At 69.0% G+C, this 19,874-nt stretch carries 19 protein-coding genes, 2 tRNA genes and 1 riboswitch; of the genes, 1 reads left to right on the top strand and 20 read right to left on the bottom strand.

Going from position 1 to position 19,874, the window contains the following annotated elements:
• Positions 1-22: 22 nt before the first annotated feature.
• A riboswitch (TPP riboswitch) is annotated at positions 23-120 on the bottom strand.
• 31 nt (positions 121-151) lie between these two features.
• From Strain318_RS05550 to Strain318_RS05455, 20 genes are all read right to left on the bottom strand, one after another.
• Positions 152-1,243 carry an AI-2E family transporter gene (locus Strain318_RS05550; RefSeq protein ID WP_367887523.1) on the bottom strand — a complete coding sequence of 364 codons (1,092 nt, stop codon included), beginning with the start codon at positions 1,241-1,243 and terminating at the stop codon, positions 152-154.
• A complete protein-coding gene (locus Strain318_RS05545; RefSeq protein ID WP_367887522.1) occupies positions 1,198-2,535 on the bottom strand; it encodes a hypothetical protein in 1,338 nt (445 codons plus the stop codon). Before Strain318_RS05545 ends, Strain318_RS05550 begins: the two co-directional genes overlap by 46 nt.
• Positions 2,528-4,507, bottom strand: coding sequence for an LTA synthase family protein (locus Strain318_RS05540; RefSeq protein ID WP_367887521.1), 1,980 nt, complete (start codon positions 4,505-4,507; stop codon positions 2,528-2,530). Before Strain318_RS05540 ends, Strain318_RS05545 begins: the two co-directional genes overlap by 8 nt.
• Positions 4,508-4,627: 120 nt before the next feature.
• Positions 4,628-4,701: transfer RNA gene (locus tag Strain318_RS05535), tRNA-Met, on the bottom strand.
• Between the two features lie 98 nt (positions 4,702-4,799).
• Positions 4,800-4,873, bottom strand: a tRNA-Met gene (locus Strain318_RS05530).
• 72 nt (positions 4,874-4,945) lie between these two features.
• On the bottom strand, positions 4,946-5,287 hold the full coding sequence (locus tag Strain318_RS05525; protein WP_367887520.1) for an FtsB family cell division protein: 342 nt from the start codon (positions 5,285-5,287) through the stop codon (positions 4,946-4,948).
• Positions 5,288-5,304: 17 nt separating this feature from the next.
• On the bottom strand, positions 5,305-6,588 hold the full coding sequence (gene eno, locus Strain318_RS05520) for a phosphopyruvate hydratase (RefSeq protein WP_367887519.1): 1,284 nt from the start codon (positions 6,586-6,588) through the stop codon (positions 5,305-5,307).
• 74 nt (positions 6,589-6,662) lie between these two features.
• Positions 6,663-7,382: a lysophospholipid acyltransferase family protein gene (locus Strain318_RS05515; protein WP_367887518.1), complete on the bottom strand. Its 720-nt coding sequence runs from the start codon at positions 7,380-7,382 to the stop codon at positions 6,663-6,665.
• Between the two features lie 19 nt (positions 7,383-7,401).
• Positions 7,402-8,355: a thiamine-phosphate kinase gene (thiL, locus tag Strain318_RS05510; protein ID WP_367887517.1), complete on the bottom strand. Its 954-nt coding sequence runs from the start codon at positions 8,353-8,355 to the stop codon at positions 7,402-7,404.
• On the bottom strand, positions 8,352-9,902 hold the full coding sequence (locus Strain318_RS05505) for an NAD(P)H-hydrate dehydratase (protein ID WP_367887516.1): 1,551 nt from the start codon (positions 9,900-9,902) through the stop codon (positions 8,352-8,354). Before Strain318_RS05505 ends, thiL begins: the two co-directional genes overlap by 4 nt.
• 10 nt (positions 9,903-9,912) lie before the next feature.
• Positions 9,913-10,299: a Minf_1886 family protein gene (locus tag Strain318_RS05500; protein ID WP_367887515.1), complete on the bottom strand. Its 387-nt coding sequence runs from the start codon at positions 10,297-10,299 to the stop codon at positions 9,913-9,915.
• 6 nt (positions 10,300-10,305) lie between these two features.
• Positions 10,306-11,550: a serine hydroxymethyltransferase gene (locus tag Strain318_RS05495; RefSeq protein WP_367887885.1), complete on the bottom strand. Its 1,245-nt coding sequence runs from the start codon at positions 11,548-11,550 to the stop codon at positions 10,306-10,308.
• A gap of 29 nt (positions 11,551-11,579) precedes the next feature.
• Positions 11,580-12,041, bottom strand: coding sequence for a ribose 5-phosphate isomerase B (rpiB, locus tag Strain318_RS05490; RefSeq protein WP_367887514.1), 462 nt, complete (start codon positions 12,039-12,041; stop codon positions 11,580-11,582).
• Positions 12,042-12,044: 3 nt separating this feature from the next.
• Positions 12,045-13,121: a Glu/Leu/Phe/Val family dehydrogenase gene (locus tag Strain318_RS05485; RefSeq protein ID WP_367887513.1), complete on the bottom strand. Its 1,077-nt coding sequence runs from the start codon at positions 13,119-13,121 to the stop codon at positions 12,045-12,047.
• 134 nt (positions 13,122-13,255) lie between these two features.
• Positions 13,256-14,446 carry an acyl-CoA dehydrogenase family protein gene (locus Strain318_RS05480; RefSeq protein ID WP_367887512.1) on the bottom strand — a complete coding sequence of 397 codons (1,191 nt, stop codon included), beginning with the start codon at positions 14,444-14,446 and terminating at the stop codon, positions 13,256-13,258.
• A gap of 3 nt (positions 14,447-14,449) precedes the next feature.
• Positions 14,450-15,310 (bottom strand): 3-hydroxybutyryl-CoA dehydrogenase, encoded by an 861-nt coding sequence (locus Strain318_RS05475; protein ID WP_367887511.1) that lies wholly within the window; start codon positions 15,308-15,310, stop codon positions 14,450-14,452.
• A gap of 1 nt (position 15,311) precedes the next feature.
• Positions 15,312-16,526: a thiolase family protein gene (locus Strain318_RS05470; RefSeq protein WP_367887510.1), complete on the bottom strand. Its 1,215-nt coding sequence runs from the start codon at positions 16,524-16,526 to the stop codon at positions 15,312-15,314.
• 37 nt (positions 16,527-16,563) lie between these two features.
• A complete protein-coding gene (locus Strain318_RS05465) occupies positions 16,564-17,055 on the bottom strand; it encodes a hypothetical protein (RefSeq protein WP_367887509.1) in 492 nt (163 codons plus the stop codon).
• The gene (thrS, locus tag Strain318_RS05460) at positions 17,055-19,025 is read right to left on the bottom strand and encodes a threonine--tRNA ligase (RefSeq protein ID WP_437436323.1); all 1,971 of its coding nucleotides are present in this window, start codon (positions 19,023-19,025) and stop codon (positions 17,055-17,057) included. The genes Strain318_RS05465 and thrS overlap by 1 nt, the downstream gene beginning before the upstream one ends.
• 5 nt (positions 19,026-19,030) lie before the next feature.
• On the bottom strand, positions 19,031-19,195 hold the full coding sequence (locus Strain318_RS05455; protein ID WP_367887507.1) for a hypothetical protein: 165 nt from the start codon (positions 19,193-19,195) through the stop codon (positions 19,031-19,033).
• A gap of 60 nt (positions 19,196-19,255) precedes the next feature.
• Between Strain318_RS05455 and Strain318_RS05450 the strand changes: the two genes are divergently transcribed.
• The gene (locus Strain318_RS05450; protein WP_367887506.1) at positions 19,256-19,843 is read left to right on the top strand and encodes a BON domain-containing protein; all 588 of its coding nucleotides are present in this window, start codon (positions 19,256-19,258) and stop codon (positions 19,841-19,843) included.
• Positions 19,844-19,874 lie beyond the last annotated feature (31 nt).

Here is a 19,874-nt window from a genome sequence, read left to right as displayed (position 1 = left end):
GGGTGGCATGGCCGGGAATCGGTCACGACACTCGCCGCACTCCCTACGCCGGTCTAAACCGGGTCAGGTTCCAAGAGTGTTTCTCAACTTCGCGGACGCGAAGTACCCCTGGCGGCTGTGCCGAAGGAATAATCGCGCCTGGCGCCGCGCGCTAGGCCGCGTTGCGCGGCGCTTGCGGGGCCTGTGGCGGCGTCGGATGCTCGACCGTCATGCCCGCATCCCCTTCCGGCAATCGCCCGGCGAGGAGTTCGCTCATCGGGCGCGTCGTCTCGAACTGCGCGAGGATGATGCGCAGGATCGCCGTGAGCGGCGCCGCGAGCAGCATGCCGACCACGCCCCAGATCAGGCCCCAGAAGACGAGGGCCGCGAGGATCGTCACCGGGCTCAGGTTGAGGTTCTGGCCCATGAGCAGCGGATCGATGCCGTTGCCGATGATGAGCTGCACGAGCGTCATCAAGACGACGAGCGCGATGACCGGTCCCAGGGTCTCGTACTGGACCAGCGCCACGGGGATCGGCAGCAGCGTCGCCACGATGCTCCCGATGCTCGGGATGAAGTTCAGCACGAAGGTCACGACGCCGAACACCAGCGCCAGTTCGATGCCGAAGGACGTGAGGATCACCCAGAACATCACGCCGGTCGCCAGCGAGATGAGCGTCTTCAAGACGAGATACCGACGGATGTCGCGGTCGATCTGCCGGAACACCGGATGCTTGATGAGCTGCCGCGTGCGCCCGAGCAGCAGGAAGATCACGAAGAGCAGCACCAATGTGCCGTTCTGCACCAGGCTCACGGCCAGCCCGGCCCCCGCCTGCATCGCCCGTTGCGTCGGCAGCTCGCTGACCGCCGTCACGATCGCGTCGCGGCTCAGCGTGAGGCCACGCGCATCGAGCCACTCGGTCACCGTCGTCACCACATCGAGCAGCTTCACCTGGTACACGTCCGCCGAGCCCAGCAATCCGCGCGCCGAGGTCAGGAACAGCAGCCCGAGCAGCGAGAGCACCGCCCCGACGAGCAGCATCACCACCAGCGTCGAGAGCCAGCGCGTGAAGCGCAGCTTGAGTTCGAGGAAGTCGGCGACCGGCGAGACGAGATAGTAGACGATCAGCGCCACGACCAACGGCACCAGCACCGGCCGCGTGAAGGCGAGCGCCGCCACGATCGCGACGGCCGCCAGCACCACCAGCGAGATGGTGGCTAGGTTGGCTTGTTCGTCGTGGAGCGGGTTGCGGAGGATCGCCATGCTGTAAGCTGGAGGAGGAACCCGGCGGCCGGAAGGACGAACAGGGCTTCGAGCGGCAGGCGGAAGCGCGCCGACATGATCACGAGCACGTACACCGCCGAGAGTCCGGCGACGGCGGCCCACCACATCACATACCCCGGACGCCATGACCGGCGCCACCGCAACAGCCCGCCCAGGGCAATGGCGAGCAGCAGCACGTAGGGCACGCGGTACGCGGCCACGAAGGCCCGCGGATTCGTCTCGTCAAACCACAGCAGCATCCGCGCCCGCGTCGCCGAGACCCGGAGGTACGCCATCGGATCCGCCGCGAGGTCTGCGCGCAGGCGCTGGCTGAACCACTGCATCCGCGCCCGCTCATCGGGGAGTGCGCGCACGGCCGCGCTGTCCGCCGCGGTCATGTCGGCATCCACCGTCACCGCTTGCGCGCGCGCGGCGGCGAGCTGCGCCTCCAGGTCGGGGCCCCCGATGCGCCACGCAAGCGCTCGCGCCGTCGAATCCGCCACCGGTCGCTTGTCCGTACCGGAGGCGCCGATGTGATTGCCCTGCCACGCGACATACGCGAACGAACTCTTCGGTCCGAACTGCCCGAGCACGCGCTGGTTCCGCAGCGACCACGGCAGGACCACCACCCAGAAGCCCACGGCAACCATCACCGCCAGGGGCAGGCGATCGCGGCGCATCCACACCAGCGCGAGCCAGCACAGCCCGAACGGTGCCGCCAGCGTCGGCTCGCCGAGCGCGCCAAGTCCGGCGGCGACACCGGTGCCCAGCGCCACCCCCGCACCGCCACGCCGCTCCGACATCGCCACGAATCCAGCCAGCAACAGCAACAGGAATGCGACGGTCCAGTTCACCGTCTGCACGCGCGTCGGCATGTACGCGAACGCCGGGTACAGCAGGAAGGCACCCATCGCCAGCTGCATGCCGCGCAGCCCCCACCACTGCCACGCGATCCGGCCCAGCGCCATCGCGCCCGCGGTGACGAGGAGCGCCAGCACCACCTGCGCCATCGCGATGCCCGCGGGTGCCCCCGCGCCGAACGTCCAGTATCCGAGCGCCAGCAGGAACGGCAGCGCCGGCGCCTGGTGGCCGGAGGGGTGCGGAACGTCCGCGAAGAACCGGAACGTGAACCCGCGGCCCTCGACGAGCCCGCGCGCGATCTCATCGTGCTCGTATGTGCCCGCATCCCCGAGGTACGTGCGCAGCACGAGGATCGCCGCGACCCGCGTGACCAGCACGGCGAGCGTCAGGCCCCAGAACCAGCGGCGCATCGATGCGCCGCCGTCAGTCATCGGTCGCGGTGCGACGCACGCCGTCGCGGTAGAACGAGTTGTTGATCAACGACATCGTGTAGTGCTGCACGTACGCCAGCAGCCGCCGCGACGCCTCGGCCTGGCGATCGCTCGCAACGCCGGCGCCCTCCTCGCCCGTGCGCTCGCGCCGGTAGGCCAGCATCCGCTCACTTCCATCCGGCCGCCGCTCGAGCACGCCGTCGCGCCTCACGAGCCAGTACACCTCGTCCGTCGTCAGCACCGCCTCGCCCTCCTGCGCCGCGAACAGCGAGTGGCCGAAGCGCGGCACGCGCTCCGGATGCACGCCGGCGTAGTCGAGGATGGTCGGGAAGAGATCGACGTGCTGCACCACGCGCGCCGTGTCCAGCGGCGGCAGCGTGCCGCCCGGATGGTACAGCAGCGTGGGCACCATGTAGCGGCCGAGCGGCGTGTCGTAGCGCGCCGAGCGTGACGGCGGCGTGTGGTCGCCCGTGATCACGAACAGCGTGTTCTCGAACCACGGCTGCGTGCGCGCCACCTCGAAGAAGCGGCGCACCGCCAAGTCGGTGTACGCCACGCTGGCGTGGATCTCCCGCGACCCCTTCGGCAGCGAGTCCGCGTACTTGGGCGGCAGGCGGTACGGGTGGTGCGTGCTGATCGTGAACATCGTCGCGAACCAGGGCTCACGGAACGTGCCCACGTGCCGGACCGCGAACTGCAGCGCTTCCTCGTCGAAGAGCCCCCAGTGGCCGTCGAAGGCCTCCTGCTGCACCTCCTCGGGGAAACGCTCGAGCGGATAGAAATCCTCGATGCCCGACAGCGCGGCGATCGCGTCGAAGTACATCGTGCCCTTCACCGCCCCGTGGAAGAAGGCCGTGTGGTAGCCCGCCTCCCCGAGGAAATGGCCGAGCCCGACCCACTGATTGCTCTGGTAGCGACTCACCGCGATGCTCTGCCCGCGGTACAGCGGCATCCCCAACAAGATGCTTGGCAACGCGTCCATCGAGCGCCGCCCGTTGGCGAAGCTCTCGGTGTAGAACGTCCCGTGCTGCTTGAGGGAGTCGAGGAACGGCGTCAGCTCCGGATGCTCGCGGTCGCTGCCGCCCCAGAACTCCGTGGCGTAGCTCTCGAGGATCAGCAGCACGATGTTCTGCTTCCGCGGCGCTGCAGCGGCGTCGGTCAGGCCGTAGGCCAGCGGGAGCAGCGAGTCCACCGCTGCGGCGCTCTCGAAGTACGCCACGGGCTCGAGCGCGCGGTCGCGGGGAGATTGCAGCAGCGTGAACGCCGAGTTGAGCGTGAGCACGCCGATCTCGTGGCTGCCGCCTTCGAAGGCATGAATCGGGTTCAGCGGCTTCTTCTGGAATCCACCGCGCGCGGCAACCACCGTAGCGAAGATCACCGCGAACGACGTGGCGATGCGTCGCCAGCGCGGCACGGGTGCCGGTGCCTCAACCGCCGGGCGCGGATAGAACACCAGCAGGGCCGCGAGCAATCCCACGCCGATCAGCGTGAGTCCTGCGAAGTTCACGAACAACTGGTCCGCCTGCGCCGTCGCTTCCCCGGTCAGTGCGAAGACATCCATCGTGACGCGCGTGCCGGTGAACGGATAGTAGCCCACGTCGCCCACCATGACGATCGTCGCCGCACCGTTCGCCACCACGAACAAGCCGCGCAGCATCCACTGGTACCAGCGCCGCGCGAGCCACGCGGCGGGCGCCAGCGACAGCAGGATGAACGGGATGTTCGTGTACGCAATCGCCGAGAGATCGAAGCGCAGGCCGTGCAGGAAGGCCCCGGCGACATCCCCCGCCGACGCCTGCGCGAAGACGCCGCGGTGGTCGAGGAAGAACGTGAGGCGGATCGCGGTGTACACGGCGACGGCGAGGCCGAGGCGTCCCAGGAGGACGCCGACGGGGTCTCGCCAGAAGCGGCGGGCAGTGGCGTGGTTGCTCGGGTCGGTCACGGACAGGAGTACGGGGCGTACGGAGGACAACCCCGGAAAGGTAAGCGCAACGCGCCGCTGACATCGCCGTGAACGTCGCAGAGGAATCCGGGTTCACGGCGAGAAGCAGAGTCCCCCGGCAGCCGATACGGCCACCGGGGGACTCTGTGATAGCTGGGGCGGGACTCGAACCCGCGACCCCGGCATTATGAGTGCCGTGCTCTAACCAGCTGAGCTACCCAGCCATGTTCCGAAGCTTTGCAAGATAACAGCCTCCGACCCCTCGTTCCAAGAGCCAGAAACAGCGAGGCACCCTCCAGGGAGGGTGCCTCGGATCCTGCCATAGCGGGGGCGGGATTTGAACCCGCGACCTTCGGGTTATGAGCCCGACGAGCTACCAGGCTGCTCCACCCCGCGGTAGTGAAGGAAGAGTAGTCGGCAACGGGCCGGATTTCAAGGTGCGTCCCATTCTGAACGCCCTACCGACCGCTACTGCGGCTCGGCGAACCGGTAGAGCACCTCGCCCGGCTTCACCATGCCGAACTCCTCGCGCGCGATTCGCTCCTGGGTCGCCGGGTCCGTCTCGACGAGTCGCTTGTACGCGCGCAGCGAATCCACACGCCGCTGCAACGAATCCACCTCGGCCCGCGCGCTGGCGAGGCGCTGCTTCTGGTCCAGCAGGTCCAGCGTGCCGTACTCCCCGCCCTGCACCGCGAAGCTGATGACCCCGAGCGCCAACGCGCCGAGCCCGACGCGGATGGCGATCCATCCGGGCGTGCGCGGCGCGGGCGAACCACCGGCTGCGGTACTGGCGCGTTTGCGAGCGGCCATGGGCGCGTCGCGTCCGCTTACTCGATCCCGTAGATCCCGCCGCCGGGATACTCGGCGTGCAGCCCGAGCTCCTGCTCGATGCGCAGCAGCTGGTTGTACTTCGCCACGCGATCCGTCCGGCTCGCCGAACCCGTCTTGATCTGACCGGCATTCGTCGCCACCGCCAGGTCGGCGATGAAGGTGTCCTCCGTCTCGCCCGAGCGGTGCGAGATGATCGAGCGGTAGCCATTGCGGTCGGCCATCTCGATGGTCTCCAGCGTCTCGGTCAGCGTCCCGATCTGGTTGACCTTGACGAGAATCGCGTTCGCCACGTCCTCCTCGATGCCGCGCGCCAGGAACTCGACGTTCGTGACGAACAGGTCGTCACCGACCAGCTGCACGCGGTCGCCGAGCGCCTCGGTGAGGCGACCCCAGCCCTCCCAATCGCCTTCGGCCAGGCCATCCTCGATCGAGACGATCGGATACTTCCGCAGCCACTTGGCGTAGAGCTCGACCATCTCGTCGGCGGTCTTCGTGCCGGCGCCGCTCTTCTTGAACGTGTACTTGCCCTTGGTGTAGAGCTCGCTCGCCGCGCAGTCCAGCGCCAGCGCGATCTGCGTGCCCGGCTGGTAGCCGGCGGCCTCGATGGCTTCCATCACCACGTCAAGCGCGGCTTCGTCGCTCTTCAGGTCCGGCGCGAATCCACCCTCGTCGCCCACCCCCGTCGAGAGCTTCCGCTTCACCAGCACCTTCTTGAGCGAGTGGAACACCTCCGTGCCCATGCGCAGCGCCTCGCTGAACGAGGTCGCGCCGACCGGCACGATCATGTACTCCTGGAAGTCCACCGTGTTGGTGGCGTGCGCCCCGCCGTTCAGGATGTTCATGAGCGGCACCGGCATCGTGCGGGCCAGCGGCCCGCCGAGGTAGCGATGCAACGGCAGGTCCACGCTCGCCGCCGCCGCACGCGCCGCCGCCATCGAGACCGCGAGCATCGCGTTGGCCCCGAGCTTCGCCTTGTTCTTCGTGCCGTCGAGCGCGAGCATCGCGCGGTCGATGCCCATCTGGTCGACGACGTCCATGCCGATCAGTTCGGGCTCGATGAACTTGCCGACGTTCTGCACGGCCTTGCGCACGCCCTTGCCCAGGTAGCGCTTGGCGTCGCCGTCCCGGAGCTCGTTGGCCTCGTGCTCGCCCGTCGACGCGCCACTCGGCGCCGCCGCACGGCCGTAGGTACCGTCCTCGAGGACGACCTCGGCTTCGACGGTGGGATTGCCGCGCGAGTCGAGGATTTCGCGGGCCTGGACGGCGATGATCGTAGACATATGTCGGGAGTGTGGAGACGTGAGGTCGGGGCTACGGCGGCGGGACCGTGGTCCGCCATGCGGCCACGGGTAATCTAGTGAACCTGGTACTCCTGCCGCAGACACGCCGCCATCGCGGCATGGGTCTGGTCCGCGAGGCGATCGCGGTCGTCGTAGGTCATGCCGGTGGTGTCGATCGGCGGCAGGAAGTGCACATGGATGGTCCCCGGCCGCACGTGGAACTTCCCCTTCGGGTTCACCGCGAGCTGCCCGTACACGACCACGGGGACGATCGGGGCCTGCGACTGGATCGCCAGCACGAACGGCCCCTTCTTGAACGGCCGCAGCGGATACGCGTTGCCGCGCGTGCCCTCGGGATACACGGCCACGGAGGCACCGGCCTGGATGCGCTTCGTGGCCAGCGAGTAGGAGCCGAACGCCGCCTTCCGGTTCGCGCGCTCGATGGGGATCATGCCGGCCGCGAGCATCGCCTTGCCGAAGAGCGGAATCTTGAACAGCTCCACCTTCGCCACGAACTTGATCCAGCGCAGCGTGGCGGCGACGGCGAGCACGTCGTAGTTGGCGACGTGGTTGACGACGAAGATGTGCCGCTCGCCCGTCTTGTGCTCCGTGCCGTGCTGCACCAGCTGCACGCCGCTCATCCAGAGGATGCAGCGCGCCCACAGCCGCGGCGCCAGGTCGTAAGGCGAGCCCACGCGATCACGCACCCGGAACAGGGCCGACAGCAGCACCCAACCACCGAAGACCAGCGTGGCCAGCACGGTCCCGATGAGGACGACGAAGGCGCGGATCATGCGGGAGAACCCGGCGCGCTCATCGCGCGAAGTGGTCGTGGGCGCGCGGCAGCGCGACCGGCGCGCCGCCGCGTTCGGCGCGGACCGCGCCCGCCGCGCCGACGGGCGAGAGCGCCTCGACACGACCGACGGCCGTCAGCCGCAGCCCTGCATGCGCGGCCGCGAAGGCCGCGGCGTCCATGGCGGGCGCTGCGACCAGCAACTCATACTCCTCCCCACTCTGCAGCGCCGCGTCCACGCGTACGCCGGCGAGACACGGGACGGCATCGAGCTCCAGCACACAGGCCACGCCGCTCGCCGCGGCGAGGTGCGCCACATCGCCGGCCAGCCCGTCCGAGAGATCCAGTGCGGCGGTCGCACCGTGCGCAGCGAGCCACTGACCGGCCGCGATACGCGCCTCCGGTCGCGCGAATCGCGCGCGCGCGACATCTCCCGGCTCACGGCCCGCCATCCACGCGTCGAGCGCAGCCCCCGGGCCACCGAGCACACCGGTCACATACAGCACATCGCCCGGTCGCGCTCCCGCCCGTGAGAGCGGGCGTCGCGCATGCCCGAGCACCGTGATGGCCAGCGCGAGTCGGTCGCCGTCCGTCACGTCGCCGCCGACGATGGGCGCGCCCGCGGCGCCCGTCGCCGCGCCGATGCCTGCCGCCAGTTCGGGGAGCGCCGCACGCCAATCCCGCGGCACCGTCAACGCGAGCAGCACGCCGAGCGGCGCCGCCCCCATCGCCGCGAGATCGCTCAGCGCGGCCTGCGTCGCGCGCCAACCGATCTCCTCGGCACTGAGCCAGGCACGGCGAAAATGCACCTCCTCCACCGTCGAGTCCGTGCTGACGACCAGCTTCTCGCCGACGGGCACATCGAGCACGGCGGCATCGTCGCCGACCCCGCGCGCCGCGGGGCCCCACTGCGCGAGCAGCGCGCGCACCGCATCGAACTCGCGGCCCGGACCCATCGCGAGATGGTCGTTCATCGCACCGAGCCGACGGCCGGCAAGGTCGTGAGCACGGCCGCGTGATGCGCGGGCTCGTCCAGCCGCCACGCACGCCGCAGCGCCTCGACGATGTCCTCCAGCGAGGTGCCGCGCACCGAGCCTTCCGACACGGCAATCTCGCCGGCACGCCCATGCACCCACGCGGCGGAGCACGCGGAGGCGAACGGATCGCCCGTTTGCGCCAGCAACGTTGCGACGATGCCCGCGAGCACATCGCCACTGCCCGCGGTACCCAGCGCCGGGCTGCCGCTCGCGCTCACCGCAACGCGACCATCGGGCGCGCTGATCACCGTCGGCACACCCTTGAGGATGACCGTCGCCCCGAGCTGCTTCGCGAGTTCGGCGCCGACGGCGAACCGCTCCGCGCTCACGCTCGCACCGTCGCGCCGCAACAGGCGCGCCGCCTCGACCGGGTGCGGCGTGACGATCGCCGGCCGCGCCCCCAGCAAGCTCCCGAGCATGCGCGGCTCGCCCTCGAACACGTTGAGTGCATCCGCGTCGAGCACCACAGGGCCCTTCCACTCCACGAGCAGGCGTTCGACCAGCGCGCGCGTCATCGCCGTCCGGCCGAGTCCAGGGCCGAGCAGCAGGCAATGCGTCCAGTGCAGGACGCGATCCTGGTCCTCGGCGGTGACCGGCCAGCGCCCCGCCATCGTCTCGGGGAGCGCGGCCTGCACGACGGGCACGTTGCTGGGCGCCACCAAGAGCTGCACCATGCCGACGCCCGAGCGCATCGCACCGCGGGCGGCGAGCATCGGCGCGCCCGCCATGCCCTCGCCGCCGCCGACGATGCCGAGTCGGCGTCGCACACCCTTGTGCGCATCGGCGGGAATGGGCGGCACTGCGTCGCGCACGTACGCGGCATCCACGAGCGTCGGCGCCCCATCATCAAGGGCGGCGTGCGGTCCGAGGCCGATGTCGAGGCAGACAATCGCGCCGCACTCGTCGCGCCGGAGCAGATGGCCGCGCTTGAGGGTGCCGAAGGCCAGCGTGATGTCGGCGCGCACGCAGCGTCCACCCGCACCGGTCGTCGCGTCGATACCACTCGGCAGATCCAGCGCGACCACGGTCGCACCCGCCGCGCGCGTCGCCGCGATCGCGTCGACGTGCGGCAGCAGTGCGTCGCGGAGCGCGCCGGTCGCACCCGTGCCGAGCAACGCGTCGACGACCACCGCCGGGTGCCGCGGCTCGGCATGCCCCGCCAGGGCCGGGAGCGCCTCGGCCTTGGCGCGCGTCGCGTCGTCCGTCGACGGCGCCGCCACCTCGACCACGCTCACCGGACAGCCCGCGCGCGCGAGTTCCCCGGCGACCACCCACCCGTCCCCACCGTTGTTGCCGCCCCCGCAGAAGACCACGGCACCGGCGCTACGGACCTCGGCGACGTGCGCGAGAATCGCGTGCGCGGCGCTCGTGCCCGCGCGGTGCATCAGGGAGTAGCTCGGCGTTCCGGCGGCGATGGCCGCCGCATCGCGTGCCGCCGCCTGCGCAGCCGTCGTCACGCGTACCGGCATCACGGCGGTGCTCACGCGGCTCGGCTCAGGCGTCGGCCGGGGTCGTCCACGGATAGGCGCGATCGAACGCCTCGTGGAAGTCGAACACGTCGGCGAACTCGTCCTTGGTGTCCTGCGGCTGGCTCATCAGCAGGCCGGTGTCCACGAGCGCGAACACGACTTCCCCGATGTCCGCCGTCGTCCGCATGCCCCAGTGCTCCAGCACCGTGCGCGCCAACACGCCGTAGCGCATCAACGCCAACTCGCGGCAGCCGTGCGCCAGCTCGCGCCCCGTCAGGTGCCGACGCTCGGGCAGCTTCTGCTGCACGAGCTCGAGCGCCGCGAGCACGAACAGATACGCGCGCTCGTCGTACCGCGACTCGCGGAGGCGAATCCGGTCGAAGACCCCGTCACGGAACGCGAGTTCGGGCATCGGCACTCAGAGATACAGCGGGAACTCGGCCGTCATCGCATGCACCTCGCGCTTCACGGCCTCGAGCACGGCGCCGTCTTCCGGCGCCGAGAGCACGCGGTCGATCAACCCCGCGATGCGCACCATCTCCGGCTCGCGCATGCCGCGGGTCGTCACCGCCGGCGTGCCGATGCGGATGCCGCTGGTCACGAACGGCGACTGCGTCTCCTTCGGCACGGTGTTCTTGTTCACCGTGATGCCAGCCTTGTCGAGCGCGTTCTCCGCCAGCTTGCCCGTGAGCGTCGCGCCCTTCGTGCGCAGGTCGCACAGCATCAGATGATTGTCCGTGCCGCCCGACACTACGTGCACGCCATGCAGCACCAGCTGCGCCGCCATTGCCTGCGCGTTCTTGACCACCTGCACGCAGTAATCCTTGAACTCCGGACGCAGCGCCTCGAGGAAAGCGACGGCCTTCGCCGCAATCACATGCTCCAGCGGTCCGCCCTGCGTGCCGGGGAACATCGCCTTGTCGACGGCCTTCGCGTGCTCGGCCTTGCAGAGGATGAGGCCGCCACGCGGCCCGCGCAGCGTCTTGTGCGTCGTGGTCGTGACGACGTCGGCGAATGGTACGGGGTTCGGATACACCCCCGCCGCCGCGAGGCCGGCGAAGTGGGCCATGTCCACCATGAAGATCGCGCCCACTTCCTTCGCGGCATCGGCGAACTGCTGGTAATCCAGCACACGCGAATACGCGGAGTAGCCGGCGATGATCAGCTTCGGCTTCTCCTTGCGCGCGATCTCGCGCATGCGCGCGTAGTCGATGAGCCCGTTGTCATCCACGCCATAGTGCACGGCGCGGTAGTTGAGGCCCGAGAAGTTCACCGGCGAGCCGTGCGTGAGGTGCCCGCCCTGCGAGAGGTCGAGGCCCAGCACCGTATCGCCGGGCTTGAGGAACGCGAGATACACCGCCGCGTTCGCCGTCGCACCGGAGTGCGGCTGCACGTTGGCGTGGTCGGCGCCGAACAGCTGCTTGGCGCGATCGATCGCCAGCTGCTCCACCTTGTCCACCACTTCGCAGCCACCGTAGTACCGCTTGCCCGGCAGGCCTTCGGCGTACTTGTTCGTCAGCGAAGACCCCATCGCCTCAAGCACCGCCGGCGACACGAAGTTCTCGCTGGCAATCAGCTCCAGGTGATTGCTCTGCCGCTTGGTCTCCTCGGCGATGAGCGCGGCGATCTCCGGGTCGGTGCCGAGCAACTGCTGCCCCGGCAGGCGACGGTCCCAGGTATTCCAGCCCGGCTTCACTTGTCCCCCGAGTGTTCGTGGCCCGAGGCCTCGATCTTGTCCACGCGCTTCTGGTGGCGTCCGCCCTCGAACGGCGTCTCCAACCAAGTCTTCAGGATCTGCACCCCATCCTCCTCGCTCACGAAGCGCGCGGGCAGGACGAGGACATTCGCATCGTTGTGCTGCCGCGCGAGCGCGGCGATCTCCGGCGCCCAGGCCACCGCGGCGCGCACGCCGGGGTGGCGGTTCGCCGCGTAGCTCATCCCGAGCCCCGTGCCGCAGAGCAGCACGCCGCGCTTCACTTCGCCGCTCTCCACCTTCTCGGCGAGCGGGTGCGCGTAGTCCGGGTAATCCGTGGAGGCCGGCGAGTTCGTGCCGAGGTCCTCCACCTCATACCCGAGCTCCCGCAACGCACGGCTCAGGTGCTGCTTGAGCTCGTACCCTGCGTGGTCCGAGGCGATCGGGATGCGCTCAGCCATGCCTCAGCTCTTCCGCGGCCACTGCGGCCAGGTGCGCATCATGCCGTGCACGGCCGCGATGCGCTGCTCGGCGAGCTTGTCCGCCGCGAGATACGTCAGCATGCCGTGGTCCTTGGCGATCTTGTAGACGCCGAGCACCGTGTCGTAGATCTCGTCGGCCTTGCGCAGCGCGCGCTCGCGCGACCAACCGGCCACTTCGCCGTACACGTTGATCACGCCACCGGCGTTCGCCACGAAGTCCGGCGTGTAGAAGATGCCGCGCTTCTCCAGCGCCTCGCCGTGCTTCTCCGGCTCGAGCAGCTGGTTGTTCGCGCCGCCGCAGACGATCTCGACCTTGAGCTTCGGCACCGTCTCATCGTTGATGATCGCGCCGAGCGCGCAGGGCGCGAAGATGTCGGCCTTCTCGGCGTAGATGGCATCGCCCTCCACGGCCTTGGCGCCGAACTCCTCGACGATCTTCTTCACGCGCTCCGGACGGATATCCGTCACGATGAGCTTCGCGCCCACCGCATGCAGCTCACGGCACAGGTACGTGCCGACGTTGCCGAGGCCCTGCACCAGCACCGTCTTGCCCTCGAGCGAGGACGAGCCCCAGCGCTGCTTGGCCGAGGCCTCGATGGACCGGAACACGCCGCGCGCCGTCACCGGCGACGGGTCGCCCGACTTGTTGGCGAGGCCGGCGACATACTCCGTCTCCATGTGCACGAAATCCATGTCGCTGGTGCTCGTGCCCACGTCCTCGGCCGTCACGTAGCGGCCGCCGAGCGACTCCACGAAGCGCCCGTGGGCGCGGAAGATCATCTCGCGGTTCGTCGTGCGGTTGTCGCCGATGATGACCGACTTGCCGCCGCCGAGGTTGAGGCCGGCGACCGCGTTCTTGTAGGTCATGCCGCGCGCGAGGCGCAACGCGTCGATGATCGCCTCCTCGTCGGACGCGTAGTTCCAGAAGCGCGTGCCGCCGAGCGCGGGGCCGAGGGTGGTGTCGTGGATGGCGATGATGCCGCGGTAGCCGGCGGATTCTTCGGCGCACAGCACCAGTTGCTCATGGCCGAGCTTCGCGATCGTATCGAAAATCTTCATAAATGCAGATGTAAGATGTGAGATATGAGATGTAAGACTGCTGCCACTGCAAACGGCAAAGGCGAGATAAGAGCTGAGAGTCGGTCACCCACTTACATCTCACATCTTACATCTCACATCTGCTGTTGCGTCGTTCACGCCCCCGCTGACACCGCCCTGCCAATCACGATCCGCTGCACTTCCGACGTCCCCTCATATATCTCCGTGACCTTCGCATCCCGGAAATACTTCTCCACCGGATACTCCTTCACGTATCCATAGCCCCCGAAGATCTGGATGGCCTGCGTGGTCACCCACATCGCCGTCTCGGAGGCGAACAGCTTGCACATCGAGGCCTGCGCGTCGACCTCCGCCCCCGCGTCCTTCGCCGTCGCGGTCTCGTGCAACATCGCGCGCGCCGCGGTGATCCGCGTCGCCATGTCGGCGAGCTTGAACTGCACGCCCTGGAACTCCGCGATGGGCGTGCCGAACTGCTTGCGCTCGTTGGCGTAGGCCACGGCGGCCTCGAAGGCCGCGCGCGCGATGCCGATCGCCTGCGCGGCGATGCCGAGCCTCCCGTGCACCAACGACTGCATCGCGTAGATGAAGCCCATGCCCTCGGCGCCCAGCATGCGGTCGGCGGGCACGCGCATGTTGTCGAAGGTCAACGTCACCGTCGGCGACGCCCGCATGCCCATCTTGTCTTCCTTCTTGCCCACGTGGAAGCCGGGCAGGTCCGGGGTCAGGATGAACGCCGAGATGCCCTTGGACTTCCGCCGCGCTTCCGGAGTATCGGTGCGGATCATCGCGATGATGACGCCGGCATGCGTGCCGCTGGTGATCCAGGCCTTTGAGCCGTTCACGATCCAGTCATTGCCATCGCGCACGGCCTGGCAGCGGATCGCCGAAGCGTCGGACCCGGCGTCGGCCTCGGACAGCGCAAACGCGCCCAGCAGCTCGCCCTTGGCCAGCGGCGTGAGGAAGCGCCGCTTCTGCTCGGGCGTGCCGTGCGTGTTCAACATCTGTGTCGGCAGCGAGTTGTGCACCGACATCATCACCGCCACGCTCGCGTCAGCCGCGGCGATCTCCTCGAGCGCGAGCAGGTAGCTCTTCGCGTCGAGGCCGAGCCCGCCGAACTCCTCGGGGAGCAGCATGCCGAGGAAGCCGAGCTCCCCGAGCTTGCCGACCAGCGACGGTTCGAAGTGCGCATCGCGGTCCCACTGCGCGGCGAAAGGCCGCACGTGCTCGGCGGCAAAGGCCTTCGCCGTCTCGACGATCGCCTGCTGTTCCTCAGTCATCGCCACGATGCCCTGGTAGCTCAGCGGCGTTCCGGTCCACGTCGTCATGCGTCAGCTCGCGTAGGTGTAGAAGCCACGGCCGCTCTTGCGACCATACCAGCCGGCCGCGACGTACTTCTTGAGCAGCGGGCAGGGCCGGTACTTCGGGTCGCCGAGGCCCTCGTGCAACACCTCGAGGATCGCCACGCAGGTGTCGAGGCCGATGAAGTCGGCGAGCGTCAGCGGACCCATCGGATGGTTCATGCCGAGCTTCATCACCTGATCCACCGCCTCCGGCGTGCCGACGCCTTCCATCACGGCGTAGCAGGCTTCGTTGATCATCGGCATGAGGATGCGGTTCGCAATGAAGCCCGGGAAGTCGTTGGCCTCGACGGGAATCTTGCCCAACGCCTTCGAGAGCTCGATGGTCTTCGTGTTGGTCGCGTCGGAGGTCGCGAGACCGCGAATCACCTCGACGAGTTGCATCACCGGCACCGGGTTCATGAAGTGCATGCCGATGACCAGCTCCGGGCGCTTCGTCACCGCGGCGATCTCCGTGATGGAGATCGAGCTGGTGTTCGTCGCGAGGATCGCAGCGGCGGGCGCGAGGTGATCCAGGTCGCGGAAGATCTGGAACTTGAGGTCCTTCCGCTCGGTGGCCGCTTCGACGCAGATCGTCGCGTCCTTCACCGCGTCGAGCGACGTGCTGGTCTGGATCCGCGCCATCGCCGCCCTGGCCGCCTCGGCGTCGAGCGCGCCCTTCTTCACTTGGCGGTCCAAGTTCTTCTCGATCGTCGCCTTGCCCTTCGCGAGCGCGTCGGCCGAGACATCGATCAGCACCACGTCAAAGCCGCTGGTCGCGCAGACGTGGGCGATGCCGTTGCCCATCTGGCCCGCGCCGATGACGGCGAACTTCTCCGCAGCCGTCGCCATCTCAGACCTTCTCCACCGAGAGCGCGACGGCGTTGCCGCCGCCCAAGCACAGCGTCGCCATGCCCGTCCGCTTGCCCTGCGCCTCGAGCGCATGCAGCAGCGTCACGAGCACCCGCGCGCCGCTCGCGCCGATCGGATGGCCCAGCGCAATCGCACCGCCGTTGACGTTCACGCGGTTCCAGTCCCAGCCGAGCCCATCGCCGTCCGCCAGCGACTGCGACGCAAAGGCCTCGTTCGCCTCGATGAGGTCGTAGTCGGAGATCTTCGCGCCCGTCTTCGCCATCAGGTTCTGCACCGCGACAATCGGCGCGAAGAACAGATCCTGCGGATCGCCGCCGCCCGACGCGTAGCCCGTGATGCGCGCGAGGATCGGCAGCCCGTGTGCCTTCGCGTACGCCTCGCTGGCCACCACCACCGCGGCCGCGCCGTCGTTCAGGCCCGGCGCGTTGCCGGCCGTGACGGTGAGCTCCTCCGGCTTCATGTCCTTCGGCGCGTCCTTCGGGAACGCCGGCTTCAGCTTAGCCAGCGCGTCGAGCGAGGTGTCCTTGCGCGGCGACTCGTCCGTATCAATCACCACCGGCTTCTTGCCGGCGATCTCCACCGGCACGATCTCCGCCTTGAACCGGCCCGCCTCGATGGCCGCCACGGCCTTCTGGTGCGACTCCAGCGCGAACTGGTCCTGCCGCGCCCGCGTGATGCCGGCCTTCTTCGCCGTGTACTCGGCGTGGCCGCCCATGTGGCGATCGTAGAACGAGCACCAGAGCCCGTCGGTGATGAGCAGGTCCTGCATGGTCTGGGCGCCGAACTTCACGCCGTTGCGCATGCCGCGCACGAGGTGCGGCGCGTTGCTCATCGATTCCATGCCGCCCGCGACCAAGAGCTGCTCGTCGCCGGCGCGGATGGCCTGCGCCGCCTGCATCACCGCCTGCAGGCCGGAGCCGCAGACCTTGTTGATCGTCACCGCCGGCACCGTGCCGGGAATCCCCGCCTTGATCATGGCCTGCCGCGCGGGGGCTTGCCCCACCCCGCCCTGCAGCACGTTGCCCATGATGACCTCGCCGATTCGCGAGGCGTCGATGCCGGCGCGCTTCACGGCTTCGCGAATGGCGAGGGCCCCGAGTTCCGGCGCGGTGAGGGGCGCGAGGCCGCCCAGGAAGCGGCCGATCGGCGTACGCGCGGCGCCGACGATGACGGGGGTGCGGTCAGGAGAAGTCATCCCGGAAATCTAACCGGGATGGGGCCCCATGCAGCGACTACTTGTAGCGCCGTGAGGAGTTGAAGCCCACCGTCGCGCCGATGCTCGGCAGCAACGCGATCACGTTGGCGGTCGCCCAGCGCGCCGCCGTGCTCATGCCCTCGCGCGGACGCTCGGACGGTCCGAGCAGCGCCCTGGACAAGGCCCAACCAGCGGCAAACCCGACGCCGGTGCCGAGATAGGTGGCGCTGAAGTCGCCGGTCTGGTCCCCGATGTTGCCGATGCCGTACACGGACCCGGCGGTCGCCAGTCCCGCGACCGCGACCCCGCTCGTGAGCCCCACGGCGCGCATCGTCGCGTCGCGTTCGGCGCCGAGGATGTCGGCCATCCGTTCACCGACAAAGCGGCCGACGAGGAAGCCGCCGATGCCGGCGTACGTTCCGACGGCCAACTCGCCGGCCACGCGCCCCGCATTCAGCGGCGGGCGCGCACGCTGGGCCTCGAGCGACGAGGCCGTCGCGACCAGCAGGGCCAGCGCGAGTGCGCGCATCAGGCCTCGCCCGCGCTCGACGGCGTGAGCGCGCGCGTGCGGATCTCGTCGAGCAGTCGCGCCTGGAAGTCGGCGACGCTGACGATCTCCTGCTTCTTGCCGGCGCCGCGCACGCGGATGGCCACCTGCCCCGCCTCCGCCTCGCGCTTGCCGCAGACCGCCATGTACGGAACCTTCATGAGCTCGCCGTCCCGGATCCGATAGTTGAGCGTGTCGCTGCGGGTGTCGCAGACAGCACGGATGCCGGCGGCCTTGAGTTTCGCCGTCACCTCTTCTGCATACCCCGCGACCTCGTCGGAGATCGGCAGCACGCGCACCTGCTCGGGCGCGAGCCACACCGGGAAGGCACCGGCGAAGTGCTCGATGAGAATGGCGATGAAGCGCTCGAAGCTGCCGCAGACCGCGCGGTGGATGACCACCGGTCGGTGGGCCGCATTGTCCTCGCCCGTGTACGACAGGTCGAACCGCTCCGGCGCGTTGTAGTCGAGCTGGATGGTGCCCAACTGCCAGGCGCGGCCAATCGAATCCGTGACGTCGAAGTCGATCTTGGGGCCATAGAAGGCACCGTCGCCTTCCTTGAGCTCATACGGACGCCCGGAGTTCTCCAGCGCGGCCTTCAAGCCCGCCTCGGCGCGGTCCCACAGGTCGTCCGATCCGATGCGCTGCTCCGGCCGCGTCGCGAACTTGAGCGTGGCCGTGAGCCCGAAGGTCTCGTAGTGCCCGAGGATGAAGTCGAGCAGGAACTGCACCTCGCTCGCGATCTGGTCCTCGCGCAGGTACACGTGGCAGTCGTCCTGCGAGAACTGCCGCACGCGGGTGAGGCCCGAGAGCGCGCCCGACAGCTCGTTGCGGTGCAGCACGTCGAAGGTCACGTAGCGCTTGGGGAGCTCGCGGTACGAATGCTTGCTCGCGCCGAAGTACAGGTGGTGCGACGGGCAGTTCATCGGCTTCAGCGACATCGACAGCGCTTCGTCGGGCGTCGCACCCGCCTCGGCGGCTTCCTTGTCGTGCACGAGGAACATGTTCTCGCGGTACTTGCCCCAGTGCCCCGACTGCTCCCAGAGCTTCTTGGTGTAGAGCAGCGGCGTCTTGACCTCGAGGAAGTCCTCGCGCTGGCGCTCCCGCACAAAGGCCTCGAGCGTGTTGTAGAGCGTCGTGCCCTTGGGCGTCCAGAACGCGGCGCCCGGCGCCTGCGGGAAGAACTGGAAGAGGTCGAGCTGGCGGCCGAGGACGCGGTGGTCGCGTTTCTTGGCCTCCTCGAGGTTGTGCAGGTGCTTCTCGAGCTCGTCCTTCTTGAAGAACGCCGTCGCGTAGATGCGCTGGAGCATCTGCCGCTTCTCGTCGCCGCGCCAATAGGCACCGGCCGCGCTCAGCAGCTTGAAGTGCTTGAGGTACGAGGTGTCCGGGACGTGCGGACCGCGGCACAGGTCCGTGAACGGCCCGTCCGTGTACGTCGAGATGACTTCCGAGGGGTCGGTGAAGTCGTCGAGGCGCTCGAGCTTGAGGGGATCGTCCGCGAAGACCTTCCGGGCCTCGTCCTGCGTCACCTCGGCGCGCACGAAGGCGTACTTCTCGGCGATCACCTTGTGCATCTCGGCCTCGAAGGCCGCGAGGTCGTCGGGCGTGAACGGCTTCGCGACCTCGAAGTCGTAGTAGAAGCCGTCGTCGATGGCGGGACCGAAGCCGATCTTGGCCTCGGGGCGCAGACGACGCACCGCGGTCGCGAGGATGTGCGCGCCGGAGTGCCGCAGCACGTCGAGGGCGCGCGGATCCTTCTCGGTGATGACGACGAACGCACCGCCCTTGCGGATGGGCGTCATCAGGTCCTGCACCTCGCCGTCGATGGCGATGGCGATCGCCGCCTTCAGCAGGCCGGGCCCGATGCTCGCGACGACCTCGCGGCCCAGCGTCCCCGGCGCGACCTCGCGGGTCTTGCCGTCCGGCAGCGTGAGGACGAGCATCTCCCCCACGGCACTCATCGCAGGCCCCCATCGATCAGCGCCGGCACGCCGCCGCCGAACCGCACCGCCAAGACCAACCCCGTCACCAACGTCGCGGCGAAGGCCAGCCAAAGGAGAATCGCGCGCCAAGACAGCGCCGGCGCCCGGGAGACGGCGGGAGTGGACGGTGGTGTGTGCATGAGTGCAACTTAGCCGGGGCATAGAACCATCGCCACGCATTCACTCTCCGGTGTTCCGCCATGCGCGTGATCGAAGTCGAAGCCGAATCCAAGGGCGATCGTTGGCTGCTCTGGCTGCTGGCCGGTGCGGCCATCGGCGTCACCGCCGGCGTGCTCGTGTCCGAGAAGTACAGCGGGCGCAGACCCTCCCTCCGCGGCTTGGGCCGCCGCCTGCGCGGCCTCGCGTCCTTCGCCGGCAAGCAGTGGGGCCCCGTGGTGGACCTCGCGCTCGAACTCAAGGACCAGTGGGACGAGCGGCGGGCCGCGCGACCCGTGCCGGCCGACGCGGCGCACGATGATTACGAGGACGCCGACGAGTACGCCGAGGCCGAGGATCCGCTCGACGAGGATTTCGGCGACGACTTCCCCGACGACGAGCTCGACGAGGGCGACGAGGACCGGATCGGCGAGCGCGTGCTCGAGGCGTTCAGCAACGACCCGATCCTGGCCGAGCGGGCCATCGAGATCGAGGCGGACGACGACGGCGACGTAATCCTGTACGGCCGCGTCCGGGCGGCGCGCGAAGTCGCGCACGCGGTCACCCTGGCCCGCGGCGTCCCCGGGGTCACGCGGGTGCGGCAGCAGCTGCAGGTTCGCCCGCGGCGCTGATTGGCGCGCCGTTGGGCGCCGTTCGGGCTCG

This window comes from Pseudogemmatithrix spongiicola (genome assembly GCF_030623445.1).
Classification (GTDB): Bacteria; Gemmatimonadota; Gemmatimonadetes; order Gemmatimonadales; family Gemmatimonadaceae; genus Pseudogemmatithrix; species Pseudogemmatithrix spongiicola.
The sequence above is the reverse complement of the archived record's forward strand: the minus strand, read 5'-3'. Positions and strand labels throughout refer to the sequence as shown.